This is a genomic window from Streptomyces sp. NPDC024698 (assembly GCF_055559015.1).
On sequence record NZ_JBVHLK010000015.1, the window covers coordinates 142,391 to 167,017 of the forward strand.

Consider the following 24,627-nt stretch of genomic DNA (forward strand, 5'->3'; position numbering starts at 1 on the left):
CGGTCATCGTGCGTCTTCGCACGTTGAGGCGGCGCGACCGTACCAAAACGTGCCCTCGCCGTAGCGACGGGCCCTCAGGGCCTCGAAACCCTCGGGCCAGCCGAATTCACCGCCTCTGGTGCTGCGCTCCACGGTGACGAGCACATCGTCCGCGAGCCAGCCCCCGGTGCGGAGTGTGAGCAGGATCTCCCGAAGATCGCCGTCCGCGACGGCGTACGGAGGGTCGATGAAGACCAGGTCGTACGGTTCCTGCGGCGCCGCCGTCCGGACGATCTGTTCCGCTTTGCCCGCTCTGACCTCGGCGCCGGGCAGGCCCAGCGTCCTCACGTTGTCGCGGATGGTCTTGGCCGCGCGGGCGTCCGCCTCCACGAGCAGGGTGTGGCCGGCGCCGCGGCTGAGCGCCTCCAGGCCGACGGCGCCCGAGCCCGCGTACAGGTCGAGGACGCGCTCGCCCGCCAGCGGGCCGCCGAGCAGGGACTGCCAGGTGGAGAAGAGGCCCTCGCGTGCCCGGTCGGAGGTGGGGCGGGTGCCGGTGCCCGGCGGCACGGCCAGACGGCGTCCGCCGGCCCGGCCGGCGATCACGCGGGTCATGGGGGTCCTTTGCGCTGGGGGTGGTCGGTTCCTCCCAGTCTCTCAGTCGCGGGCCGGTCGCCGCCGCTCAGCCCTTGTCCAGGTACTGCTCCCGTTCCTCGTCGAGCAGGGCGTCCAGGGCGACGCGCAGGCCGGGCAGGCCGGTGAGGTCCGGGTCCCCCGCGACGACCGTGGCTGCCTCCTCGCGGGCCTCGGCGATGATCTCCTCGTCCTCGATGACGGCGAGCATGCGCAGCGAGGAGCGGACGCCGGACTGGGCCTGGCCGAGGACGTCGCCCTCGCGGCGCTGTTCGAGGTCGATGCGGGAGAGCTCGAAGCCGTCCAGGGTCGATGCCACCGCGTTCAGCCGCTGCCGGGCCGGGCTCGCCTCCGGCATCTCGGAGACCAGCAGGCACAGCCCCGCCGCCGAGCCGCGGCCGACGCGGCCGCGCAGCTGGTGGAGCTGGGAGACGCCGAAGCGGTCGGCGTCCATGATCACCATGGCGGTGGCGTTCGGTACGTTCACCCCGACCTCGATCACGGTCGTGGCGACCAGGACGTGGGTCTCGCCCGCGGCGAAGCGGCGCATGACGGCGTCCTTGTCGTCGGGGTGCATCCTGCCGTGCAGGACTTCGACCCGCAGTCCCTGAAGGGGGCCCTTGACGAGCTGGCCGGCGACGTCGAGGACGGCCAGCGGCGGGCGTTTCTCCGCCTCGTCCTCGGCGGACTTCTTCCGGGCGCCCTTCTTCGGGTCGTCCTCCTCGTCGCCGATGCGGGGGCAGACGACGTACGCCTGATGGCCGTTCTCCACCTCTTCGCGCACGCGCTCCCACGCGCGTGCGAGGAAGTGCGGTTTGTCCGCGGCGGGGACGACATGGCTGGCGATCGGGGAGCGTCCGGCGGGGAGCTGGTCGAGCACGGAGGTCTCCAGGTCGCCGAAGACCGTCATCGCCACCGTGCGCGGGATGGGGGTGGCGGTCATGACCAGGAGGTGCGGGGGCTGCTTGCCCTTGCCGCGCAGGGCGTCGCGCTGCTCGACGCCGAAGCGGTGCTGTTCGTCGACCACGACCAGACCCAGATCGTGGAACTGCACCTTGTCCTCGATCAGCGCGTGGGTGCCGATCACGATGCCGGCCTCGCCGGTGACCAGGTCGAGCAGCGCCTGCCGCCGCCCGGCCGCGCCCATGGAGCCGGTGAGCAGCACGACCTTCGTGGAGTGCTCGGCCCCGCCGAGCATGCCACCCTCGGCCAGCTCGCCCATCATCTCGGTGATCGACCGGTGGTGCTGCTGGGCGAGCACCTCGGTGGGCGCGAGCATCGCGGCCTGCCCGCCGGCGTCGACGACGGCGAGCATGGCGCGCAGCGCCACCATCGTCTTGCCCGATCCGACCTCTCCCTGGAGCAGGCGGTGCATCGGGTGTTCGGTGGCGAGACCGTCGAAGATCTCCTCGGTGACCTTCAGCTGGCCCTCGGTGAGGGTGAAGGGCAGCCGGGCGTCGAAGGCGGTCAGCAGGCCGTCCGGCTTGGGGCGGCGGGCCACCGCGGGGAGTTGGGCGTCGGCGTGGCGGCGGCGGGCCAGGGCGACCTGGAGGACGAAGGCCTCGTCCCACTTGAGGCGGGCGCGAGCGTCGTGGATGTCGGCCTTGGTGTGCGGGCGGTGGATCTTGAGGAGGGCCTCGGGGAGCGTGACCAGGCCGCGGCCGTTCCGCAGCGGGTCCGGGAGCGGGTCGACCGCCTGCTGGGCGCTGGGCAGCACCGTCTGCACGGACTTGGCGATCTTCCAGGACTCCAGTTTGGCGGTGGCCGGGTAGATCGGGATGAGGGCGCCGGCCCAGCTGTCGACGCTCTCCGCGGCCTCGTCGTCCTCGCCGCGCAGCAGTTCGTAGGCCGGGTGGGCCAGCTGGAGGCGGCGGTTGAAGACGGAGACCTTGCCGGAGAACATCGCGCGGGTGCCGGGCACCAGGTCCTTGTGGGGCTTGTGCACACCGTGCCCGAAGAAGACCAGTTGGAGGCGGCCGCTGCCGTCCGTGATGGTGACTTCGAGGCGCTGGCCCTTGCCGCGGGGCGCCTTGGACGAGGCGAAGGTGGCCAGGCGCGCGTCGGCGACCTGGGCGACCACGGTCACGTGCTCGTCCAGCGGCAGGTCGGCGAGGTGGGTGAGCTGCCCGCGCTCCTCGTATCTGCGGGGGTAGTGGTGCAGCAGGTCGCCGACGGTGTGCAGGCCGAGGTGCTCGGCCATCACCTTCGCGGTGGCGGGACCGAGCGCCTTCTTCAGTGGTTCTTCGAGCACGGGCACGAGATCCATTGCACACCACCGCACTGACATTGCCGTATACGTCCTGGAAATCCGCTGGTCAGACGGCTGGTTCCGGGCCTAGGATGACGCGCCCGGCCCCATTCGCGGTCACCGCTCCCGGGACCGCCCGACCCCGCGCCGTCGCCCGTTTCCCCCGCCGGCCGGCGCAGCGACGATGGATTCCCAGACCTCACAGCCGTCCCAGGCCTCCCCGTCACCTCATACGTTCCAGGTCGACCTGCGTGGTCTGGTCGACCTCCTCTCCCATCACCTCTACTCCAGTCCCAAGGTCTATCTGCGCGAGCTGTTGCAGAACGCCGTCGACGCGATCACCGCGCGGCGCGCCGAGCAGCCGGACGCCCCGGCCACGGTGCGGCTGCACGCCGAGGGCGGGACCCTGCGCGTGGAGGACTCCGGCGTCGGGCTCACCGAGTCCGACGTGCACAGTCTGCTGGCGACCATCGGCCGCAGCTCCAAGCGGAACGACGGTCTGGAGTCGGCGCGTTCGGACTTCCTCGGCCAGTTCGGCATCGGACTGCTGGCGTGTTTCGTCGTCGCCGAGCGGATCCGGGTGGTCAGCCGCAGCGCCCGGACGCCCGACGCGGCGCCGGTCGAGTGGACCGCGGCCGACGACGGCTCGTACACCGTGCGCACCCTGCCGCGGGAGGCTCGCACCGAGCCGGGCACCACCGTGCACCTGGTGGCGCGAGCCGGGGCCGGCGAGTGGCTGAGCCCGGAGCGGGTCCGGTCGCTGGCGCGCGACTTCGGGGCGCTCCTGCCGTACGACGTACGGGTCGGCGACGAGGCGATCGCGGACCTGCCCGCGCCCTGGGACCGGCCCCACCCGAGCCCCACCGCCCGGCGGGTCGCCCTGGCCCGCCACTGCCGGGAGCTGTTCGGGTTCACGCCACTGGACTCGATCGACCTGGACGTGCCGCTCGCCGGGATCCGGGGAGTGGCCTACGTCCTGCCGACGGCGGTCTCCCCCGCCCAGCGCGCGAGCCACCGTGTCCATCTGAAGGGCATGCTGCTCACCGAGCGGGCCGAACAGCTGCTGCCCGACTGGGCGTTCTTCGTGCGCTGCGTCCTCGACACGGACAGCCTGCGGCCCACCGCCTCCCGCGAGTCGCTGTACGAGGACGAGACGCTCGCCGCCGTACGGGAGGCCCTGGGCGAGCGCATCCGGTCCTGGCTGACCGGCCTCGCGGCCGGTGATCCCGAGCGCCTCGCCGCGTTCCTCTCCGTGCACCACCTGGGGGTGAAGTCGCTGGCGCGGCACGACGCGGAGATGCTGCGCATCATGCTGCCGTGGCTGCCCTTCGAGACGACCGACGGACGGCTGTCCCTGGAGGAGTTCGCGCAGCGGCACCCGGTGGTGCACTTCACCCGGACCGTGGAGGAGTACCGGCAGGTCGCGCCGATCGCCTCCGCGCAGGGCGTGGGGGTCGTCAACGGCGGCTACACGTACGACAGCGAGCTGATCGAGGCGCTGCCCGCGGTGCGTCCGGGTACGGCCGTCTCGGAGCTGGACGCGGACACCGTGACGGCCCACCTGGACACCGTCGACCCGGCCGAGGAGCTGGCGCTGTCGGGATTCCTCGCGGCCGCGCGGGCCCGGCTCGACCCGCTGAACTGCGATGTGGTGCTGCGCGCCTTCCACCCCCTGTCGGTACCCGCCCTGCATCTGGACGACCGGGCGGCCCGCCACGAACAGGCCCGCGCGGAGGCCGAGGAGCAGGCCGACGACCTGTGGGCGGGCATTCTCGGCTCGCTGCGCGGCAGCGCCCCGCGCGCCCGACTGGTCCTCAACCATCTCAACCCGCTGATCCGCAGGATCGGTTCGCTCGGTGATCCCGAACTGATCGGCACCGCCACCGAGTCCCTGTACGGGCAGGCCCTGCTGATGGCACAGCGTCCGCTGCGGCCCGCGGACTCCGCGCTCCTGAACCGCGCCTTCATCGGCCTCCTGGAGTGGGCCACCCACACCGATCCCGGAACGGACGGCCGCCGATGAGCCCCGCCATGGACTTCGACACACTGCGCCGGGCAATGGCGGACAACTACGAGCAGCCCGAGGGGCCCGGCCGCAACGCGCGCGCGGAGCAGCTGCTCGTGGAGGCCGAGAAGCTGGACGCCCCGCTCGCCGTCGTCGAGGCGCTCGGACATCAGCTGAAGGTCTACAACTACAGCTCCGAGAAAGGGAAGATGTTCGTTCCCTTCGCGCGGCTGCTGCGTATGTGGGACGAACACCCGGAGGACTTCGACGAGTTCGAGATCCACTCGCTGCACTGGGTCTTCAAGTGGATGTCGGCGGGGATGCTCGACCAGCCGCACGTCCCGCTCGCCTCCATAGAGAAGTGGCTCGGCGAGATGGAGCGGCGCTACCGTCTCGCCGGTCACTCCGAACGGGCCGTGCGCAGCGCCGAGTTCAGCGTTGCCGCCCATCTGGGCGACCTGGAGCGCGCCGAGCGGGCGTACGCCGCCTGGCTGGCGGCGGACCGGGACTCCATGGCCGACTGCCACGCGTGCGAGCTGCACGGGCAGGGGTGGTGGCGGGCCGTGCGCGGTGCGGACGAGGAGGCCCTTGAGCTGTGGGCGCCGGTGCTCGGGGGCGAGTACACCTGCGCACACGAGCCGCACAGCGTTCTCGCGTCCTCCCTGCTGCCGCTGCTGCGTCTGGGGCGGGCCGAGGAGGCCCGCGCCCATCATCTGCGCGGGTTCCGGCTGGTGCGGGCCATGGAGAGCATGCGGGGCGCGTACGCGGACCATGTGGAGTTCTGCGCCCTGACCGGGAACGAGGCGCGTGCCCTGGAACTGCTCGCCGAGCGCCCGGCCTATTTCACGGACTCGGGGGATCCGCGCAGCAGGCTGGACTTCCTGTCGGTCGTGGCGCTCACGATGGACCGGCTGACCGCGCTCGGGCACGGCGGGCAGCCGGTTCCCGGGCCCGCGGGGCGGGAGTGGACGGCGGCGGAACTCGCCGCGCACGCGCGCGGGGAGGCGCTCACGCTGGCCGCGCGGTTCGACGACCGCAACGGGACGCCGTACATCGGCGAGCGGGCTCGCGCGCGCATGGACCGGCCGCCGCTCGTCGACCGCCTGCCCCTCGGGGTCCGCTCCGCGAATCCGGCGGGCGCCGGGTCCCACCGGCCGGCGCCGGTGGCCGCCGCGCCCGTTCAGGCGGCCGTGCCCGGGGCCGACGGACCGGGGCTCGGGGCGCTGCTCGCCGAGGCACGGCGGCTCTCGGCGCTGCGGGACCCGGACGCTGTCCCGGCGTGGGCCGCCCTCTCGCGCGCCGCCGAGGGCCAGGAGCTGGAGGTGCGCGACCGCGCGGAGATCGCCGATCACGCGGCGATGGGCCGCGGCCCGCAGGGAGCCGCTCTCTTCCAGAAGGCCGCCGAGCTGTACGAGCGGGCGGGCGATCCCGGTGAGGCGCTCGCGGCCCGTTCCCGGGCCGCCCATGTCGGGGCGCTGTCGGGCGGGTCCTGCGAGAAGGCCCTGGAGACCCTGGCGGAGCTGCGTGGACAGGTACTCGCCCTGTTCGCGGACGGCGGTACGCGGGCCGCGCAGACGGCGTCCGTGCTGGTGAGCCGGGCGCGGACGCTGATGCTCCGGGTGGACGAGCTGGAGAGCGCCGCCGTGAACGGACAGCCGCTCACCGGCGGCGCCACGGGAGCGGACTCCGAGGCCGATGTCCTGACCGCGGCCGAGGAGGCGGCGGTCGAGCTGCTGGAGCTCGCGCAGCCGTACGCGGGGGACGACGTGGCCCTCGCCTCACGGGCCGCCGAGGCCTACGCGATGCTCGGGGAGCTCGCCGCGCGTGCCGACGACGCCGAGGGGGCGGCCGGACTGCTGCGACGCGCCGTCGACGGGTTCGTGGCGGCGGGGCTGCCGTGGTTCGCCGTCGAGTACGACTCCCGGCTCGCCGGCATCGCGACGCACCTCGGCGACCTGGAGGCCGCCGAACGGGCGACGCGGGCCGCGCTGGAGCACGGCGGGTCCCATCTGGAGCCGGCCGGCCATGCCCAGCTGCATCTGCGGCTCGCCGAGACACTCGCCGCCACCGGGCGGTTCGGCCCCGCCGCGGAGCATGCCCTGGAGGCCGCGCACTGGGCCGACGGGGCGGACCAGGCGGCCACGTTCGGGGCTTGGGCGCGCCACCACCTCGGTGGTCACCTGCTGCGCCTCGGACGATGGGCGGAGGCGGCCGAGATCCTGGAGTCGGCCCTGCCGGATCTGACCGCCGAGATGCACGGCGAGGGCTCGATCGTGCAGACACGCTGGTGGCTCGGCGACTGTCTCACCGAACTCGGCGAACACCGCGAGGCCGCCGAACACTGGCTGCGCGCCGCCGGCATCGCCCGTCACTGGCCCGAGCAGCGCGACCACGCGATGCTCGCGAACCTCGCGGCGGAGGCACTCGCGCGGACCGGGCTGACCGCCGAGGCGGATCAGGCGTACGTCCGCGCGTGCGGCCTGTGGCGCGAGCTGGGCGACGTCGTCGGGCTGGTCCGCGCGCTGCGGGCCCGCGCGTGGAGCGCGGCCGGGCGGGACGGAGGGCTCGGCGCGGCGCGGGAGCTGATGGCGGAGGCGGTCCGGGAGTGCGAGTCGGCGACCGCCCCGTCCCCGGAGGACGGGGACACGGACACGGGCACCGGCACCGGCACCGGCACCGGCACCGGCACGGACAGCGACGCGGACGCGAGGCGTCGTACGGCTGCCGAACTCGGGCACACCCACCGTCAGTTCGGCGATCTGGTGGCCCGTTCGGTCGCGCACGCCGAGGAGAGCGGGAATGACGTACGGAAGGCCTTCGAGGAGGCACTCGGGCACACGGACCGGGCCGCCGCCGTGTTCGCCTCCCTCGGAGACGCCCTGCTCGGTGCACGGACCGGCGCCGAGCTGACGGCCGGCCGGATGGAGGCCGAACTGGGACTGCGCGAGGCCGCCGCCGCACGCGCGCGCACGGTTCTCGCCCTGTGCGACCGGCTGGAGGGGGAGGTCGCCGTGGCCCGGCGGACCGAGGCCGAGCAGCTGAACGCGCTCGCTCGGGGGACGGACTAGAGCCCGACGTACGGTCGGGCTGGAGCGGGGCGGTCCGTCTGGCGCGGGGCGGTCGTGTCCGTCGTGTCGCCCCCGCGGATCGTCTCGGCCGCGCGGCGCAGTTCGTCGAGGACCGTCCGTACGGCCCGGCGCGCCACGCGTTCGGGACGGTGGAGCACGTCGATACGGCGGACGGCGTGCACCCCGGTCAGGGGTCTGAGGACCAGGGCGGGATGCGGGCGCGTGGTCCAGCGGGGCATCAGGGCGAGCCCGCCTCCCGCGGCGACGATCTCCGCGACCACCGTGAACTCGTTGACACGGTGGACGATGTCGAGCCGCCGGTTCGCGGCGGTCGCGATGGCGTCCACCGTGGCCATCAGCGGGAACCCGTCGTGCACGGTGATCCAGGGCTGGTCCGCGACATCGCGCGCGGTCAGGCTCGTCTCGCGGGCCAGCGGGTGCCCGGCGGGCAGGGCGACGTCGAGGGGTTCGCTCAGCAGCGTGGTCGCGGTGACGGTACGCGGCCAGGGCGGCGTGTGGGCGAGATGGTGGGCGACGACGAGGTCGTAGTCCCGGGTCAGCCGGGGGAAGTGGTCCTGCGCCACGTCCTCGTCGGCGAGCGAGAGCCGCGGGGCCGTCCGGGCCCGGTCGCGCAGCAGGGCGGGGAAGAACGTGGCGGCCGCGCTGTGGAAGGCGGCCACCGACACGTCCCCGGCCGGTTCGCCGACGAACGCGTCCACGCAGTGCCGTGCCCGCGCGAGGGCGCTCTCCACCTCGATCGCCGCGCCGGCCAGCACCCGCCCGGCGTCCGTCAGCACCAGCCGCCGTCCGTCGCGTTCGGTGAGCGGGACCGGGATCGAGCGTTGCAGCAGACGCAGGTGCTGGGAGATCGCCGAGGGGGTCATCAGCAGCGCCTCCGCCACGGCGGTGACGCTTCCCAGCTCGCCCAGTTCGCGCAGGATCCGCAGCTGCCGCTCGTTCACCCGCTCAGTGTAATGACCTTGCAGTGATGCTTAACAGATGGTGAAGAACTTCGCTCTGGGCTTCAGGGTCGCGGTACGGGAGCGTGTGGGGCGTGTCCCGAGTCCGCAGCACCGACGCGGTGCTTCTCCTTGTCGCCGCCGTCTGGGGTTCCAGCTATCTGGCCGCCAAGACGGCCACTACGGCGCTCCCCGTCCTGGTCGTCCTGTTCGCGCGGTACGGCATCTCGGCCGCCGCCTGCGTGGCGCTCGTCGCCGTCCGGCGCCGGACGAGGCTCTGCACACGCGACGAGCTGCGGACCGGGGCCGTCCTCGGGGTCACCCAGGCGGCGGTCCTGGCCCTGGAGACGTACGGGGTCGCGCACACCAGCGCGGCCAACGCGGGCCTGCTGATCAGCCTCACGATCGTGCTCACCCCCCTGCTGGACCGCGGGCAGGGGGCGGCGGGCCTGCCGCCGCGCTACTTCGCCGCCACCGGTCTGTGTCTGCTCGCCGTCGGGCTCCTGGTGTCCGGCAGCGGCTTCCACTCGCCTCGGTCCGGTGACCTGCTGATCCTCGCCGCCGCGCTGGTTCGCGCGGCCCATGTGGCGCTCGTGGGGCGGCTCACCGCGCGCCGCCCGGTGCGGCCGCTGCACGTCACGACCGTCCAGACGGTCGTCGGCACGGTCCTGTTCGCGGTTCCCGCCGCCCACTCCCTGCCCGCGCTCGGCCGGGTCGACGCCGGGGTCTGGGCGCAGCTCCTCCATCTCGCCCTGTTGTGCAGCGTGTTCGCGTTCCTGGCGCAGACCTGGGCGGTGCAGCGCAGTTCGGCGAGCCGGGCCAGTCTGCTGCTGGGGACCGAGCCGGTCTGGGCCGTCGCGGTCGGCATCGGCCTCGGCGGCGAGCACCTCACGGTGCTCACCGCGCTCGGCGCCGCGCTCATGGTCGCGGGCACCTACTGGGGGCAGGCCGTCGAACGCGCCCACCGGACCGCAGGGGCCGGGCGGGCAGCCCGGTCGTCCCCGGTTCCGGCGGGCGTCTGACCGCGCCGGGACCGTCCACCGGGGCGGGCGGGGTCCCGCGCCGGGCTACTCGACGCCGATCAGCAGCAGCGCGCCCTGGCGTCCGCCCCGGTACACCACGGTGTCCACCGCGAGATACGCCTCCCGTACCCGTGCCTCCAGGTGCGCGGTGATGCTCTCGGGGGCCTCGTCCCCGAGCACGAGCGTGACCATCTCCCCGCCGGCCGCGAGCATGCGGTCGAGGACGGCCTGAGCCGTGGCGGTGACGTCGGTGCCGATGACGGCGACGTCACCGTCGATGAGCCCGAGGACGTCTCCGGCCTGGCAGATCCCGGCCATGGTCCAGGACTGCCGCTCGGCGACGGCCACCTCGGCGTAGCGGGTGGCGCCGGCCGCCGAGGTCATGGCGACGACGTCCTCGTCGAAGCGGCGCCCCGGTTCGTGCACGGCCAGCGCGGCGATGCCCTGGACGGCGGAACGGGTCGGGATCAGCGCGACCCGGACGCCCTCGGCGCGTGCCTGTTCCGCGGCCGCCGCCGCGGTGTGCCGCAGGTCGGCGTCGTTGGGCAGCAGCACCACCTCGCGCGCGTGGGCCCGTCGTACGGCCTCCACGAGCTCCCCGCTGGCGGGCGGCTCGTCCGGCCGCGCGAGCACGGTGGTCGCCCCGGCCTCGGAGTAGAGCCCCGCCAGGCCCTCCCCGGGCACGACCGCCACGACGGCCCGCTGTGCCCGCTCGCGCGGCGGACGGCCCGCCCCGGCCCCGGTGTGCGCGTCGCCCAGACCGAAGTGGGTGATCCGGATGCGGTGCGGACGACCCGCCTCGACGCCCGCCTCGACGGCCGCGCCCGCGTCGTCCACGTGCACATGGATGTTCCACAGGCCGTCCCCGCCGACCACGACGAGGGAGTCGCCGAGGGCGTCGAGCCGGTTCCGCAGCCGGTCCACGGCGGTGTCCTCCGCCTCCAGGAGGTAGATCACCTCGAAGGCGGGATGGCCGCTCTCCGCGGACCCGTCCCCGCAGGCGATCCCCGCGTCGGCGCCGTGACCGTCGGTCTCGTCCGAGCCGTAGGACGTGTCCGCCCCGTTCGTCCCGTCCGCCCCGTGGGGCCCGTACGGCCCGGTGTTCCGTTGTCCGCGCTCCGCGCCGGAGCCGTGGGCCCCGGGACCGGGAAGGCCCGGGTTGCCGTCCGTACCCGTCGTGTCCGGGGCCGGGGCGCCCGAGGTCCCGGGAGCGCTTCCCTCCCCCGGTCCGAGTGGTCTCGGCGCCTCCCCCGTGAACGTCTCCGCCAGCGCCGCGAGCACCGCCACCAGTCCCCGCCCGCCCGCGTCGACGACACCGGCGTGCTCCAGGACGTCGAGCTGTCCGGTGGTCGCCGCGAGCGCCGCGCCCGCGCCCGCGTAGGCGGCGAGCGCGACCGTGCCGCAGTCCCCCTCGACCCCGAGGGCCGCGTCGGCGGCGGCCGAGGCGACGGTGAGGACCGTGCCCTCGACGGGGTGCGCGACCGCCCCGCGGGCGGAGTCGGCGGCGTTGCGCAGGGCAAGACACAGGCCCGGACCGTCGGTGTGATCCGCCTCACCGTCGGCCGCCAGCACCTGGGCCATGCCCCGCAGCAGCTGCGCCAGGATGGTTCCGGAGTTGCCCCGGGCCCCGATCAGGGCCCCGTGCGCCATCGCCCTGATGGCGTCGGAGAGCGGGACCCCGGTTCCCGCGGCCTTCGGTGACTCCCCGGCGGCCCGGCTCTCACCGGCTGGCCCGGAGCCGGCGTCGGCCCCATCGGCCCCCGCCGTCCCGGGCGCCGGGACGGCCACCGCCTCGTATCCGGCGAACAGCGCCTCGACGGCGGCCGCGGCCGATTCCACGGTCAGATACAGGTTCGTCCCGGTGTCCCCGTCGGCGACCGGGTAGACATTGATCGCGTCGATCTCCTCGCGCGCACGGCCCAGGGCCCCGAGCGCGAGCCCGCACCAGGTGCGCACCGCGAGAGCATCGAATGTCTGCGGCACCTGCGGCACCCGCGCCTCCTTGAGCTGCTGGACGTGGGAGGCAGCGTAGACCCAGAACCGGTCACCGCCGGTGGAGGGCCCCCGGGGCCGGGGAGGGCGCGATGGCGACCGGCAGATGATGGTAGTTTCGTTCTCCGGACGCAGTCGTTGTATGCTGCTCCAGTTGCCCGATCCGATCGGGCCATCCCCCTGGCACCGCCACTCAGATCCTAGATCTTGATCCTCGGCATGCCGGGATCAACCGTAAATGCATCTGAAGTCTTTGGAGTGACCCGTGGCTGCCAACTGCGATGTCTGCGGCAAGGGGCCGGGCTTCGGCAACAACATCTCGCACTCGCACCGCCGTACCCCGCGTCGCTGGAACCCCAACATCCAGCGCGTTCGTACCGTGGTGGGCGGGACGCCGAAGCGCGTGAACGCTTGCACCTCGTGCATCAAGGCCGGCAAGGTCACGCGCTGACAACCGCTAGCGCGCGGCCACTGCTGGTTCGCTTGCACTGAACCCGTCCACCTCACGGTGGGCGGGTTTTTTGCTGCCCCCACACGGGCGGACCGCCAACGCCTCCGTGCCACCGGACCGCCCCGGCGTCCGAGGTGTGCACCCCGGACGCCGGACGCCTCAGGACTCGATGTCCCCGAAGTGGTCCCAGCCGCCCTTTCTCGTCCAGGGAGCGCCGTCCACGGTCACCCGGGGCAGGGCCGACGGGTTCAGGACCTCGCCGATCACCTTCCAGCGCGCCGGCAGCTTCACGTCCGGCGGGAACGTGGCGACGATCGCGTGATCCTCGCCACCGGTGAGCACCCACTGGATCGGGTCGACCCCGACGGCCTGGCCGATGTCGTTCATCTGCGAGGGGATGTCGATGTCCCCGGAGCGGATGTCGATGCGCACCTTGCTCGCCTCGGCGATGTGCCCGAGGTCGGCGATCAGACCGTCGCTGACGTCCGTCATCGAGGTCGCGCCGAGCCCGGCGGCGGCCGGACCCGCGTGGTACGGCGGTTCGGGCCTGCGGTGGGCCTCCACGAAGGCGCGCGGCGAGCGGAAGCCCCGGGAGAGCACCGCGAACCCGGCCGCGGACCAGCCCAGCCAGCCCGTCACGGCGACGACGTCACCCGGCTGGGCACCGCCCCGGGTGACCGGCTCGTGGTTGCGCAGATCGCCGAGCGCGGTGATCGCGACGGTGATGGTCTCGCCCCGTACGACGTCCCCGCCGACCACGGCCGCGCCCGCGACCTGGCACTCGTCGCGCAGCCCGTCCATCAGCTCGGAGGGCCAGGTGGCCGGGAGCTCGGCGGGCACGACCAGGCCGAGCAGCAGCGCGGTCGGTACGGCGCCCATCGCGGCGATGTCCGCGAGGTTCTGCGCGGCGGCCTTGCGGCCGACGTCGTACGCCGTGGACCAGTCGCGGCGGAAGTGACGTCCTTCGAGGAGGATGTCGGTGCTCGCCACGACCCTGCGGTCCGGCGCTGCCACCACCGCGGCGTCGTCGCCCGGTCCGACCCGGACCGCCGGGGTGGTGGTGAGGCGCGAGGTGAGCTCTCGGATGAGCCCGAACTCCCCCAGCTCGCCCACGGTGCCCTTCATGATCGTCGTGCTCCCTCTGTCGCTGCCCGTGCCCGGTCGCGAGCCGTCTGAGTACTCGGTACGGTCGAGTTGACCGTCAACTTGCGCAGTCCCTCCACCCCGGCGCGCGAGCCCCAGTCACCGCGGGTCTCCCCGCGGCGAGCGGCAACGCGATACCGTGGCGTTCCTTTTCCCCACATGATCCTCGTGGCCGCCCTGGAGGTTCCGTGGTACAGGCGTACATCCTGATCCAGACGGAGGTCGGCAAGGCGTCGACCGTCGCCGAGACGATCGGCAAGATCCCGGGGGTGATCCAGGCCGAGGACGTGACCGGACCGTACGACGTGATCGTGCGCGCCCAGGCCGACACCGTGGACGAACTCGGCCGCATGGTCGTGGCCAAGGTCCAGCAGGTGGACGGCATCACCCGCACCCTGACCTGTCCGGTCGTGCACCTGTAGCCCCCGTCTACCCTTGGCCGGTGAACTTCTTCCGTCACCGGCACACCGCCTCCCTCGGGCTGCCCGCTCTTGCGGCACTGATCGCGATCGCGGGCTGCTCCTCAGCAGACGACAGCACGTCCGTCGCGGTTCCGCACCCGGACACGAAGGTCACCGAGCTGTGCCAGAACCTGGACAAGGTGCTGCCGCGGAGCGTGGACGGCCGGCGCCGTGAGGACCCGGAGCCCCGGTCCGCGCTGACCGCGGGCTGGGGAAGCCCGGCGATCATACTGCGCTGCGGTGTCGGACGGCCGCCGAAGATGACCGATCCGAAGGTGGCGACGGGCGACGACCCGAAGGCCGTGGCCGGCGGAGTGAACGGCGTCGACTGGCTGATGGAGAAGCAGGACGACGGGACGACTCGCCTCACCACCGCGTCGCGTCTGGCGTACGTCGAGGTCACCGTGCCCGCGGGCGCCGATGCCTCCGGCGTGCTCGTCGACCTGGCCCCCTCCGTCAAGAAGGCGATCCCGAAGGGGATCGCCGACTGACGTGCTGGTCCCGCGGGGTGCTCAGCGCAGTCCGGTGGACCGGCGCAGCGCCGCCTGGATCAGACGGTCGACGAGCTCGGCGTAGCCGACGCCCGTCTCCCGCCACATCCGCGGGTACATGGAGATGGGGGTGAAGCCCGGCATCGTGTTGATCTCGTTGATCACGAACTCGCCGTCCTCGGTGAGGAAGAAGTCCGCGCGGACCAGGCCCTCGCAGGAGGCCGCGTCGAAGGCCTCGACGGCGAGGCGGCGGACCTCGGCGGTCTGCTCCTCGGTGAGCGGCGCCGGCACGATCCCGTCGGCCGCGTCGATGTACTTGGCCTCGAAGTCGTAGAACGCGTGCGACTGCACCGGCGGGATCTCCGCGGGGACCGACGCGCGCGGCCCGTCCTCGAACTCCAGGACACCGCACTCGATCTCGCGGCCGCGCAGCAGCGCCTCCACGATGATCTTCGGGTCGTGCCGCTGGGCCTCCTCGATCGCCTCGTCGAGGCCCGCGAGGCCGTCGACCTTCGTGATGCCGAACGAGGAACCCGCGCGCGCGGGCTTCACGAAGAGCGGCCAGCCGTGCTCACCGGCGAAGTCGACGATCTTCCTGCGGGCGGCGGACTGGTCCTGCTGCCACTCGCGCGGCCGGATCACCATGTACGGGCCCACCTTCAGGCCGAACGAGGTGAACACGCGCTTCATGTAGTCCTTGTCCTGGCCGACGGCCGAGGCGAGGACGCCCGAGCCGACGTAGGGGACACCGGAGAGCTCCAGGAGGCCCTGGAGGGTGCCGTCCTCGCCGTACGGGCCGTGCAGCATCGGGAAGACGACGTCGACCTCGCCGAGCGCCTTGGGGACCGACCCGGGCTCGTTGTAGACGACTTCGCGGTTCGCGGGGTCGACGGGGAGCACCACGGCGCCCTCGGCGGACTCGGCGAGCTGCTCGACGCTGGGCTGCTTGCGGTCGACGATCGCCATGCGTTCCGGCTCGTCCGCGGTGAGCGCCCAACGGCCGTCCTGGGTGATGCCGATCGGCAGTACGTCGTACTTCGTACGGTCGATGGCGCTCAGGACGGCGCCGGCCGTGACCACGGAGATCCCGTGTTCGGAGCTGCGGCCGCCGAAGACGACGGCCACGCGCGGCTTGCGCGTCGGCCGCTCAGGGCTCTGGGGGAGGTTCTCGGTGCTCATATCGCGTTGAGAGTACCCGGTGGTACGCGGTGAGTCAGCGCCCCACGGCGGCCGTTGCTCAGCGTCGTTCCCACCGTTGCGGAGCGTCGCCCACCTGGCGGTTCACCGCTGCCGGTTCAGCGGCGTTCGGACTTCGCGCTGCGCCCCATCAGCTCCTTGAGGGCGACCACCGGGGGCTTGCCCTCGTGGACGATGCTGACGACCGTCTCCGTGATCGGCATGTCGACGCCGTGCCGGCGGGCCAGATCCAGCACCGACTCGCAGGACTTGACCCCCTCGGCGGTCTGCCGGGTGACCGCGATGGTCTCCTGGAGGGTCATGCCCCGGCCGAGGTTGATGCCGAAGGTGTGGTTGCGGGACAGCGGCGAGGAACAGGTCGCGGCGAGGTCGCCGAGGCCCGCGAGGCCGGAGAACGTCATCGGGTCCGCGCCCATGACGAGGCCGAGCCGGGTGGTCTCGGCCAGCCCGCGGGTGATCAGCGAGCCCTTGGCGTTGTCGCCCAGGCCCATGCCGTCGGCGATGCCGACGGCGAGACCGATCACGTTCTTGACCGCGCCGCCGAGTTCGCAGCCCACCACGTCGGTGTTCGTGTACGGGCGGAAGTACGGCGTGTGGCAGGCGGTCTGGATGCGCCGGGCCACCTCCTCGTCGCGGCAGGCGACGACGCCGGCGGCGGGCATCCGCTGGGCGACCTCCTTGGCGAGGTTGGGTCCGGTGACGACGGCGACGCGGTCGGCGGAGACCTTGGCGACCTCCTCGATCACCTCGCTCATCCGCTTCACCGTGCCGAGTTCGACGCCCTTCATGAGCGAGACGAGCACGGTGTCGGGGGCGAGCAGCGGCACCCACTCCGCGAGGTTGGCGCGCAGGGTCTGGGACGGGACCGCGAGGACGGTGAAATCGGCGTCGCGCGCGGCCTTCGCCGGGTCGGCGGTGGCCCGCAGGTTCTCCGGGAGTTCGATCCCCGGGAGGTAGTCCGGGTTCATCCGCGTGGAGTTGACCGCGTCGGCGAGTTCGGGGCGGCGCGCCCACAGGGTGACGTCGCACCCGGCGTCGGCGAGCACCATGCCGAAGGCCGTACCCCACGATCCGGTCCCGAAGACGGCCGCCCTGACCGGCTTGCTCACGTGCCCTGCCCCTCTTCCTGCTGTGCCTTCGACTTGGCCGCGGCCTTGCGGCGCTGCGCGATGCGCACCTCGCGCGGGTCGTACACGTTCTCGGGCGCCTTCTCGCCGCGGATCAGCTCCAGCTGCGCGGTGATGGCCGCCATGATGACCTCGGTGACCTCCTTGAGGAGGTCCGGGCTCATCTCCCGGTCGTAGTAGCGCGAGAGGTCCACCGGCGGGCCCGCGAGCACGTGGTGGGTCTTGCGCGGGAGGACGTCGGGCTTCTTGGCGTACGCGGGCAGGAGTTCGTTGGCGCCCCACTGGGCGACCGGGATCACCGGGCACCTGGTCTGGAGGGCGACCCGCGCCGCACCGGTCTTGCCGGTCATCGGCCAGCCGTCGGGGTCACGGGTGAGCGTTCCCTCGGGGTAGAACGCCACGCACTCGCCGCGTTCCACGGCGTCGATCGCGGCCCGGAACGCGCTCAGGGCGTCGGTGCTCTCGCGGTAGACGGGAATCTGTCCGGTGCCGCGCATCGCGGCGCCGACGAATCCCTTCTTGAAAAGACCGGCCTTCGCCAGGAAGCGCGGAACACGCCCGGTGTTGTACTGGTAGTGCGCATACGCGAACGGGTCCACATGGGAATTGTGGTTCACCGCGGTGATAAATCCGCCCTCGGCCGGAATGTTCTCCATCCCACGCCAGTCCCGCTTGATCAGAACCACGAGCGGCGGTTTGACGAGAACCGCTGCAAAGCGGTACCAGAAGCCGATTCTGCGGCGGGGCACGCGGACACCTTCCTCTTGAGCCTGGGGGGCCGCACAAGTGTCGCTCCAGGCCGCCTGTCTGTCGAGAACACCGTACGCCCCGACACCCGCACCGCCAGGGTGGCCAGGTCACAATAAGGCGTGACCGGAGAGGGTGGAGTGCTCGTGCGGTGGACCGTGGTCGTACCCCTCAAGGCCCTGGCGAGGGCCAAGAGCAGGCTGGCGGACACGGCCTCCGACGTCGTGCGCCCCGGTCTCGCCCTCGCGTTCGCGCAGGACACGGTGGCGGCGGCGCTGGCCTGCGCCGCGGTCCGCGGTGTGGTGGTCGTCACGGGCGACGCCCTGGCCGGGCGGGAGCTGGCCGCGCTGGGCGCGCGCATCGTCGCGGACGAGCCGGGCGGGGGTCTCAACGCGGCGCTGGCGCACGGGGCGGGGGCCGTACGGGCCCGGGATCCGGAAAGCGCCGTCGCGGCCCTGAACGCGGATCTGCCCGCTCTGCGGCCTTCGGAATTGGCCCGGGTACTGACCGCCGCGTCCGAATTCCCCCGCGCTTTCCTGGCCGATGCCGCCGCAATCGGAACCACCCTCCTGGCCGCCTCCCCGGGCCGGGAATTGCTCCCTGCTTTCGGGGGTGATTCCCGGGCCCGCCATCGCGCCTCGGGCGCCGCGGAACTCGGGCTCGACGCGGTGGATTCCGTACGACGGGACGTGGACACCCGGGAGGATCTGCGGGCGGCGCTGACGCTCGGCGTGGGGCCGCGCACGGCGGCCGCGGCGGCGCGGCTGCTGATTCCCGGGCAGTGACGGGCCGCCGACGGCGGGGGCCGGTCCTGGCGCGGCGCCCCGTACGGGGGATCAGTAGGCTGCGCTCATGCAGGCGACCTCGTACACGTACGACCCCGAGACCCGCAGCGGACAGGTGCTGCTCGACGACGGCACCCCGGTGCCCTTCGACGGTCCGGCGTTCGACGCCGGCGGGCTGCGGCTGCTGCGGCCGGGCCAGCGCGTGCGGATCGAGACCGAGGGCGAGGGCGCGGGGCTGCGGATCACCCTGATCACGCTCCAGACCTTCTGACACCCGCTTCGGGCGCACCGGGCACCCTCCCGGAGGCAATGAACGCGCCGGACGCACTCAAGGGCCCTCTGAACATGCCGCGGGCCGGGCTCCCGGTGGGAGCCCGGCCCGGCGCGTGAGGTGCCCCCGCGCCCGGCTTCCGGCGGGCGGCGGCCTTCTTGGGGGTCGGCCTTCTTGGCGGTGGCCTTCTTGGCGTGCTCTAGCGGGCGGTGGCCTTCTTGGCGGTGGTCTTGCGGGCCGTCGACTTCTTGGCCGGGGCCTTCTTGGCCGTGGCCTTCTTCGCGGGCGCCTTCTTGGCGGCGGTCTTCTTGGCCGCGGTGGTCTTCGCCGTGGTCTTCTTGGCGGCGGCCGTCTTCGCCGTCGTCTTCTTGGCCGCGGTCTTCTTCACGGCGGCCGTGGTCTTCTTCGCGACGGTCTTCTTCGCCGCGGTCTTCCTGACCGCCGCCTTCTTGGCGGTGGTGGCCTTCTTGGCCGCGGCCTTCTTCACCGTCGCGGAAGCGCCGCCGGAGAGGCTGCCCTTCGGGGCCTTCTTGACCGCGACGTCGTTCTTCGGGAGCTTCTTCGAGCCGCTCACGAGGTCCTTGAACCCCTGGCCGGCACGGAAGCGCGGCACGGAGGTCTTCTTGACCCGCACCCGCTCACCCGTCTGAGGGTTGCGGGCGTAACGGGCGGGGCGGTCGACCTTCTCGAAGGAACCGAAGCCGGTGACCGAGACCCGGTCTCCGCCGACAACCGCACGGACGATGGCGTCCAGTACCGCGTCGACCGCGTCGGCGGCCTGCTGACGCCCGCCGACCTTGTCGGCAATCGCTTCTACGAGCTGCGCCTTGTTCACGTCTTCCCCTTCGGAGACATTGCCCGAACGAATGCGTTCAAGCTTTTTCGCACGTTAGGCAGATATATACCGCAAATCAAACACGAAACGGGCTAATCACCCTTGTGCCGCAACGAACTCGGGCCGCAGCGCAGTTCGTCAGTGATCCCCTTCGAGGAATCGGCCCTCGTCGAGGTCGCTGGTGAACCGCTCCAGCCGCCTTGCCGCGTCGGCGAGATCGTGTTTGGCCGCGGCCGTAATGACCAGCAGCTTCCGGGTCAGCGCCATCCGTACGCCCTCCGGGACTTGCAGTGCGCGCACTGTTGTGTGCGCTTCCTTGAGTTGGGCCGCGACTGCCGTGTAGAGCTCGAGTTGGCCGTCACGTTCCATGCACAGATTGTGCCATCTGGGGCGAGTTGTCGCCTGCGCAGGGGGTAACTGCCGCCCCCCGGAGGCCTCCTGACCCCCTTGGCCGGAAGTCGCCCCTGTAGTCGCCTACCCGAGCAATCCCCTTTGTAACTAGGGGAGTTGACCGACCTTGCGGGGGTGCGCGGGAGCCCCTCGGAGGCGGAAACAGCTGTACCCCCAACCGTCCACGATTGGGGGTACAGAGGGGTGTTGCGTGGCTGAAATCAGTCGCGACCCGGCCGCCGTGCGGCCTCGGGGTCAGACCGGGAGCGTCTTCGGCTTGTGCGAGGGCCGCTTGGCCTCGTACGCCGCGATGTCGCCCTCGTTCTTCAGGGTGATGGAGATGTCGTCCAGCCCGTTCAGCAGCCGCCAGCGGGCGTTCTCGTCGAGCTCGAAGGCGGCGGTGACGCCCTCGGCGCGCACCTCGCGCGCCTCCAGGTCGACCGTGATCTCGGCCTGCGGGTCCCGCTCCGCCAGCTCCTGGAGCGCCTCCACGGTCTTCTGGTCCAGAACCACCGTGAGCAGGCCGTTCTTGAGCGAGTTACCGCGGAAGATGTCGGCGAACCGGGAGGAGATCACGGCCTTGAAGCCGTAGTTCTGGAGCGCCCAGACGGCGTGCTCGCGGGAGGAGCCCGTACCGAAGTCGGGGCCCGCGACCAGTACCGTCGCGCCCTGGTGCTCGGGCTGGTTGAGGACGAAGGAGGAGTCCTTGCGCCAGGCCTCGAAGAGACCGTCCTCGAAGCCGTCCCTGGTCACCTTCTTGAGCCAGTGGGCGGGGATGATCTGGTCGGTGTCGACGTTGCTGCGGCGCAGCGGGACGGCCCGGCCGGTGTGCGTGGTGAATGCTTCCATGTCTCTCAGACTCCAGCGGGCACGGGGGCGTCGGACAGGTCGGCCGGGGAGGCCAGGTGGCCGAGGACCGCCGAGGCGGCGGCGACCTGCGGCGAGACCAGGTGCGTACGGCCGCCCTTGCCCTGCCTGCCCTCGAAGTTGCGGTTGGATGTGGACGCGGAGCGCTCACCGGGGGCCAGCTGGTCGGGGTTCATGCCCAGGCACATCGAGCAGCCCGCGTGCCGCCATTCGGCGCCGGCCTCCTTGAAGACCACGTCCAGACCCTCGGAGACGGCCTGGAGACCGACCCGCGCGGAGCCGGGGACGACCAGCATCCGTACGCCGTCGGCGACTTTGCGGCCCTCGACGATCGCGGCGGCCGCGCGCAGGTCCTCGATACGGCCGTTGGTGCACGAACCTACGAAGACGGTGTCGACCTTGATCTCGCGCAGCGGCTGCCCGGCGGTCAACCCCATGTATTCCAGGGCCTTTTCGGCTGCCAGCCGCTCCGAAGCGTCTTCGTACGAAGCCGGGTCGGGGACGTTCGCCGAAAGCGGCGCTCCCTGGCCGGGGTTGGTGCCCCAGGTGACGAACGGCGACAGGGAGGCGGCGTCGATGACGACCTCGGTGTCGAATACGGCGTCGTCGTCGGACTTCAGCGTCTTCCAGTACGCGACGGCGGCGTCCCAGTCCTCGCCCTCGGGGGCGTGCGCGCGGCCCTTGAGGTAGTCGAAGGTGGTCTCGTCGGGGGCGATCATGCCCGCGCGGGCGCCGGCCTCGATCGACATGTTGCAGATGGTCATCCGGGCTTCCATCGAGAGCTTCTCGATGGCCGCGCCGCGGTATTCCAGGATGTAGCCCTGGCCGCCGCCCGTACCGATCTTGGCGATGATCGCCAGGATCAGGTCCTTGGCGCTGACCCCGTCGGGCAGTTCCCCGTCGACGGTGATGGCCATGGTCTTGGGACGGGCCAGCGGCAGTGTCTGGGTGGCCAGCACATGCTCCACCTGGGAGGTGCCGATGCCGAACGCCAGGGCTCCGAAGGCGCCGTGCGTGGAGGTGTGCGAGTCACCGCAGACCACGGTGGTGCCGGGCTGGGTCAGACCCAGCTGGGGCCCCACCACGTGCACCACGCCCTGCTCGACGTCGCCCAGCGAGTGCAGCCGTACGCCGAACTCGGCGGCGTTCTTGCGCAGCGTCTCCAGCTGGACCCGGGAGACCGGGTCGGCGATGGGCTTGTCGATGTCGAGGGTCGGGGTGTTGTGATCCTCGGTGGCGATGGTGAGGTCGAGGCGGCGCACCTGGCGCCCCGCCTGACGCAGACCGTCGAAGGCCTGCGGGCTGGTCACCTCGTGCAGCAGGTGCAGATCGATGAAGAGGAGGTCGGGCTCGCCCTCGGCGCGCCGGACGACGTGGTCGTCCCAGACCTTCTCCGCGAGTGTCCTACCCATCGCTTTCCCTCCGGCCGGCTCGTGTGGCGCCGGCCCAACTAGAGATATCGGGGCGGTGGACGTCCGCACCCCTAGTGCCGGACGTCGTCCGCCGGACCCGTTGGTCCGCGGGCCGCTGTGTCTACAAGGGTGGCGCGTTCCACCGGAAATTGAACTTGCGTTTCACAGAGTGAGACGCGAGTATCGTTTCATGGACAACAGTAGCGGCGTCGGCGTTCTGGACAAGGCAGCCCTTGTCCTGAGCGCTCTGGAGTCCGGTCCGGCCACCCTCGCGGGCTTGGTCGCGGCGACCGGACTGGCACGACCCACGGCACATCGCCTCGCCGTGGCACTTGAACACCACCGCATGGTGGCGCGCGACATGCAGGGCCGGTTCATACTCGGCCCCCGGCTCGCCGAGCTGGCCGCGGCCGCCGGCGAGGACCGCCTCCTCGCGACGGCGGGTCCGGTGCTCACGCACCTGAGGGACCTCACGGGCGAGAGCGCGCAGCTCTACCGTCGCCAGGGCGACATGCGCATCTGCGTCGCCGCGGCCGAGCGGCTGTCCGGTCTGCGAGACACCGTCCCGGTGGGCTCCACCCTCACCATGAAGGCCGGTTCCTCCGCCCAGATCCTGATGGCCTGGGAGGAGCCGGAGCGGCTGCACCGTGGCCTCCAGGGCGCCCGCTTCACCGCCACCGCGCTGTCGGGGGTGCGGCGCCGGGGCTGGGCCCAGTCGATCGGCGAACGCGAGCCGGGCGTGGCGTCCGTCTCCGCGCCGGTCCGGGGACCCTCGAACCGTGTCGTGGCCGCCGTCTCGGTCTCCGGACCGATCGAGCGTCTGACCCGGCACCCGGGCCGTATGCACGCCCAGGCGGTCATCGACGCCGCCGGCCGTCTGTCCGAGGCCCTGCGCCGCACGGGCTGAGACCCGCGTCCCTCGCTCTCGCGCGACGGGAGGGCCGGCCTCAACGCCGCGGCAGGCCCTTCCCGAAGCACACCGTCCCGTACGCGGGGTGCGCCGATGTCCGGTGCACCCCGCGCCCTGTTTCCGGGGTGACCCAACGCACGTGCTCGTGCGGTGAGTTGGATCACCCGGGCCGGCAGGAGAGCAAGGACCACGAGGAGCACCCGGACGCACAGGACGCCGAAAGGGCCCCCACCTGAGTGGAGACCCTTTCGAACCGTGTACCCCCGACCGGATTCGAACCGGCGCTACTGCCGTGAGAGGGCAGCGTGCTAGGCCGCTACACAACGGGGGCCTGAATCCTGCGTTTCCGCAGATTCGGAGCTGGGCTACCAGGACTCGAACCTAGAATGACGGTACCAGAAACCGTAGTGTTGCCAATTACACCATAGCCCATGGTGGTTTAGACCAATGTGGTCAGTACCCCCGACCGGATTCGAACCGGCGCTACTGCCGTGAGAGGGCAGCGTGCTAGGCCGCTACACAACGGGGGCCCTAGCGATCCTGCATGAAGGGCAGCGGGTGCGACCCGAACTGCCTTCCTGGGAAGGATCTGTACCCCCGACCGGATTCGAACCGGCGCTACTGCCGTGAGAGGGCAGCGTGCTAGGCCGCTACACAACGGGGGCGTTGCGGATCTGGATCTCCGCGGTGCAGATGAGCTCTGCGAGCTGGCCTACCAGGACTCGAACCTAGAATGACGGTACCAGAAACCGTAGTGTTGCCAATTACACCATAGGCCACAGAAACGCAATCCCGTACGAAGATCTTGTTTCGGCTGACGTCTCCGGGCTCCGGCCTTTCGGCCCGCTCCCGGCGGCGCAGAAAGAACATTACCCGAAGGTGGACCCCGCTCCAAAACGGGTATCCGCGCCGAGGATCGCGGGCAGCTCGGCGAGTGATCCGATGCGGTGCGGACCGGCCTGTCCCCGGGCGCCCGGGGCCCGGTCGCCGCCACGGTCGATCCACACCGAGAGCAGACCGGCGTCGGCGGCGCCCCGTCCGTCGATCTCCGGATGGTCCCCGACGTAGGCGACGCGGTGCGGTGGCAGCCCCAGGGCCTCGCAGGCTGCGTGGAAGGCGGCCGCGGCGGGCTTGGAGACGCCCAGTTCGGCGGCGCACAGGATGGCCTCGAAGCGGTCGTGCACCCCGAGCGTGCGCAGCTTGCGGTCCTGGACGTGGATGCTGGAGTTGGACAGCACCGCGTGCCGGTGGCTGGCGACGAGCGCGTCCAGGGCCGGCAGGACGTCCGGGAACAGGGTCCAGGCGCCCTCGTAGTGCGTGACGTACCGGCCGAACCACGCGTCGGCCTCGGCGTCGCTCAGCGGCTCTCCCAGGAACACCCTGACGCGGTCCCGCCGCTGGCCCTGCCAGTCGGTCTCACCGGCCGCGTACCGGGCCCACTGGGCGTCGGTGACCTCCCGCCAGCGCGTGAGGGCCCCCTCCACGGTCGTGCCGTCGTCGAGCAGACCCTCGGCCGCGAGATGGCCCCGCATGCCCGCCCGGTCCGCGCTCGTGTAGTCGAAGAGCGTGTCGTCGATGTCCCACACCACGGCGTCGATGCCCATGCGCCGACGGTATCCCCGCACACGGGCGGCTGT

At 72.1% G+C, this 24,627-nt stretch carries 22 protein-coding genes and 5 tRNA genes; 9 read left to right on the forward strand and 18 right to left on the reverse strand.

The window, feature by feature from the left end; genetic code table 11:
• Positions 1 to 3 precede the first annotated feature (3 nt).
• Entirely contained in the window at positions 4 to 591 is a 588-nt protein-coding gene (gene rsmD / locus ACZ4AA_RS27820; RefSeq protein ID WP_467608731.1) for a 16S rRNA (guanine(966)-N(2))-methyltransferase RsmD, read from the reverse strand.
• Positions 592 to 658: 67 nt separating this feature from the next.
• Positions 659 to 2,875 (reverse strand): ATP-dependent DNA helicase RecG, encoded by a 2,217-nt coding sequence (gene recG, locus ACZ4AA_RS27825; protein WP_467608734.1) that lies wholly within the window; start codon positions 2,873 to 2,875, stop codon positions 659 to 661.
• A gap of 166 nt (positions 2,876 to 3,041) precedes the next feature.
• On the opposite strand from recG, the gene ACZ4AA_RS27830 reads away from it, so the two are divergent.
• Complete coding sequence (locus ACZ4AA_RS27830; RefSeq protein WP_467608737.1) at positions 3,042 to 4,880, forward strand: HSP90 family protein; 1,839 nt, start codon at positions 3,042 to 3,044, stop codon at positions 4,878 to 4,880.
• Positions 4,881 to 4,888: 8 nt separating this feature from the next.
• Positions 4,889 to 7,930 carry a tetratricopeptide repeat protein gene (locus ACZ4AA_RS27835; RefSeq protein ID WP_467608740.1) on the forward strand — a complete coding sequence of 1,014 codons (3,042 nt, stop codon included), beginning with the start codon at positions 4,889 to 4,891 and terminating at the stop codon, positions 7,928 to 7,930.
• Here the strand turns inward: ACZ4AA_RS27835 and ACZ4AA_RS27840 are convergent.
• A complete protein-coding gene (locus tag ACZ4AA_RS27840) occupies positions 7,927 to 8,892 on the reverse strand; it encodes a LysR family transcriptional regulator (protein ID WP_467608743.1) in 966 nt (321 codons plus the stop codon). The genes ACZ4AA_RS27835 and ACZ4AA_RS27840 overlap by 4 nt on opposite strands.
• Positions 8,893 to 8,984: 92 nt before the next feature.
• Between ACZ4AA_RS27840 and ACZ4AA_RS27845 the strand changes: the two genes are divergently transcribed.
• On the forward strand, positions 8,985 to 9,911 hold the full coding sequence (locus ACZ4AA_RS27845) for a DMT family transporter (RefSeq protein ID WP_467608746.1): 927 nt from the start codon (positions 8,985 to 8,987) through the stop codon (positions 9,909 to 9,911).
• A gap of 45 nt (positions 9,912 to 9,956) precedes the next feature.
• Here the strand turns inward: ACZ4AA_RS27845 and ACZ4AA_RS27850 are convergent, their stop codons facing one another.
• The gene (locus ACZ4AA_RS27850; protein WP_467608749.1) at positions 9,957 to 11,903 is read right to left on the reverse strand and encodes a DAK2 domain-containing protein; all 1,947 of its coding nucleotides are present in this window, start codon (positions 11,901 to 11,903) and stop codon (positions 9,957 to 9,959) included.
• Positions 11,904 to 12,168: 265 nt separating this feature from the next.
• On the opposite strand from ACZ4AA_RS27850, the gene rpmB reads away from it, so the two are divergent.
• Complete coding sequence (gene rpmB / locus ACZ4AA_RS27855; protein WP_037625034.1) at positions 12,169 to 12,354, forward strand: 50S ribosomal protein L28; 186 nt, start codon at positions 12,169 to 12,171, stop codon at positions 12,352 to 12,354.
• A 159-nt stretch (positions 12,355 to 12,513) separates the two neighbouring features.
• Here rpmB and ACZ4AA_RS27860 read toward each other — a convergent pair whose 3' ends face one another.
• Positions 12,514 to 13,479, reverse strand: a complete 966-nt coding sequence (locus tag ACZ4AA_RS27860) for a thiamine-phosphate kinase (protein ID WP_362391608.1) — start codon at positions 13,477 to 13,479, stop codon at positions 12,514 to 12,516.
• 206 nt (positions 13,480 to 13,685) lie between these two features.
• Here ACZ4AA_RS27860 and ACZ4AA_RS27865 point away from each other — a divergent pair, with 206 nt between their 5' ends.
• Both ACZ4AA_RS27865 and ACZ4AA_RS27870 read left to right on the forward strand, forming a co-directional pair.
• Positions 13,686 to 13,919, forward strand: a complete 234-nt coding sequence (locus tag ACZ4AA_RS27865; protein WP_037625030.1) for an Lrp/AsnC family transcriptional regulator — start codon at positions 13,686 to 13,688, stop codon at positions 13,917 to 13,919.
• 20 nt (positions 13,920 to 13,939) lie between these two features.
• A complete protein-coding gene (locus ACZ4AA_RS27870) occupies positions 13,940 to 14,449 on the forward strand; it encodes a DUF3515 domain-containing protein (RefSeq protein ID WP_467608753.1) in 510 nt (169 codons plus the stop codon).
• Between the two features lie 21 nt (positions 14,450 to 14,470).
• On the opposite strand, the gene ACZ4AA_RS27875 is transcribed toward ACZ4AA_RS27870, so the two are convergent.
• The 3 genes from ACZ4AA_RS27875 to ACZ4AA_RS27885 form a co-directional block, all read right to left on the reverse strand.
• Positions 14,471 to 15,628: a D-alanine--D-alanine ligase family protein gene (locus ACZ4AA_RS27875; protein ID WP_467608756.1), complete on the reverse strand. Its 1,158-nt coding sequence runs from the start codon at positions 15,626 to 15,628 to the stop codon at positions 14,471 to 14,473.
• 116 nt (positions 15,629 to 15,744) lie between these two features.
• Complete coding sequence (locus ACZ4AA_RS27880) at positions 15,745 to 16,755, reverse strand: NAD(P)H-dependent glycerol-3-phosphate dehydrogenase (protein WP_339131810.1); 1,011 nt, start codon at positions 16,753 to 16,755, stop codon at positions 15,745 to 15,747.
• The gene (locus ACZ4AA_RS27885) at positions 16,752 to 17,522 is read right to left on the reverse strand and encodes a lysophospholipid acyltransferase family protein (protein ID WP_467608760.1); all 771 of its coding nucleotides are present in this window, start codon (positions 17,520 to 17,522) and stop codon (positions 16,752 to 16,754) included. Before ACZ4AA_RS27885 ends, ACZ4AA_RS27880 begins: the two co-directional genes overlap by 4 nt.
• Positions 17,523 to 17,666: 144 nt before the next feature.
• On the opposite strand from ACZ4AA_RS27885, the gene cofC reads away from it, so the two are divergent.
• On the forward strand, positions 17,667 to 18,305 hold the full coding sequence (gene cofC / locus ACZ4AA_RS27890) for a 2-phospho-L-lactate guanylyltransferase (protein WP_467608835.1): 639 nt from the start codon (positions 17,667 to 17,669) through the stop codon (positions 18,303 to 18,305).
• A 67-nt stretch (positions 18,306 to 18,372) separates the two neighbouring features.
• Positions 18,373 to 18,576, forward strand: coding sequence for a hypothetical protein (locus ACZ4AA_RS27895; protein WP_037625018.1), 204 nt, complete (start codon positions 18,373 to 18,375; stop codon positions 18,574 to 18,576).
• A 199-nt stretch (positions 18,577 to 18,775) separates the two neighbouring features.
• On the opposite strand, the gene ACZ4AA_RS27900 is transcribed toward ACZ4AA_RS27895, so the two are convergent.
• The 4 genes from ACZ4AA_RS27900 to leuC all read right to left on the reverse strand — a co-directional run bounded on the left by ACZ4AA_RS27900 (position 18,776) and on the right by leuC (position 22,080).
• Entirely contained in the window at positions 18,776 to 19,411 is a 636-nt protein-coding gene (locus tag ACZ4AA_RS27900) for an HU family DNA-binding protein (RefSeq protein WP_365735662.1), read from the reverse strand.
• A 138-nt stretch (positions 19,412 to 19,549) separates the two neighbouring features.
• Complete coding sequence (locus tag ACZ4AA_RS27905; protein WP_355986699.1) at positions 19,550 to 19,780, reverse strand: SCO5555 family protein; 231 nt, start codon at positions 19,778 to 19,780, stop codon at positions 19,550 to 19,552.
• A gap of 276 nt (positions 19,781 to 20,056) precedes the next feature.
• Entirely contained in the window at positions 20,057 to 20,650 is a 594-nt protein-coding gene (leuD, locus tag ACZ4AA_RS27910; RefSeq protein WP_467608765.1) for a 3-isopropylmalate dehydratase small subunit, read from the reverse strand.
• 5 nt (positions 20,651 to 20,655) lie between these two features.
• Positions 20,656 to 22,080, reverse strand: coding sequence for a 3-isopropylmalate dehydratase large subunit (gene leuC / locus ACZ4AA_RS27915; protein ID WP_467608767.1), 1,425 nt, complete (start codon positions 22,078 to 22,080; stop codon positions 20,656 to 20,658).
• 190 nt (positions 22,081 to 22,270) lie between these two features.
• Here leuC and ndgR point away from each other — a divergent pair, with 190 nt between their 5' ends.
• On the forward strand, positions 22,271 to 22,987 hold the full coding sequence (gene ndgR / locus ACZ4AA_RS27920) for an IclR family transcriptional regulator NdgR (protein ID WP_006383662.1): 717 nt from the start codon (positions 22,271 to 22,273) through the stop codon (positions 22,985 to 22,987).
• 261 nt (positions 22,988 to 23,248) lie between these two features.
• Here the strand turns inward: ndgR and ACZ4AA_RS27925 are convergent.
• The 6 genes from ACZ4AA_RS27925 to ACZ4AA_RS27950 all read right to left on the reverse strand — a co-directional run bounded on the left by ACZ4AA_RS27925 (position 23,249) and on the right by ACZ4AA_RS27950 (position 24,594).
• A tRNA-Glu gene (locus tag ACZ4AA_RS27925) sits at positions 23,249 to 23,321 on the reverse strand.
• A gap of 29 nt (positions 23,322 to 23,350) precedes the next feature.
• Positions 23,351 to 23,422: transfer RNA gene (locus tag ACZ4AA_RS27930), tRNA-Gln, on the reverse strand.
• A gap of 25 nt (positions 23,423 to 23,447) precedes the next feature.
• Positions 23,448 to 23,520: transfer RNA gene (locus tag ACZ4AA_RS27935), tRNA-Glu, on the reverse strand.
• Between the two features lie 62 nt (positions 23,521 to 23,582).
• A tRNA-Glu gene (locus tag ACZ4AA_RS27940) sits at positions 23,583 to 23,655 on the reverse strand.
• 42 nt (positions 23,656 to 23,697) lie between these two features.
• Positions 23,698 to 23,769 (reverse strand) — tRNA-Gln (locus ACZ4AA_RS27945).
• 90 nt (positions 23,770 to 23,859) lie between these two features.
• Positions 23,860 to 24,594: an HAD family hydrolase gene (locus tag ACZ4AA_RS27950; RefSeq protein ID WP_467608771.1), complete on the reverse strand. Its 735-nt coding sequence runs from the start codon at positions 24,592 to 24,594 to the stop codon at positions 23,860 to 23,862.
• Positions 24,595 to 24,627 lie beyond the last annotated feature (33 nt).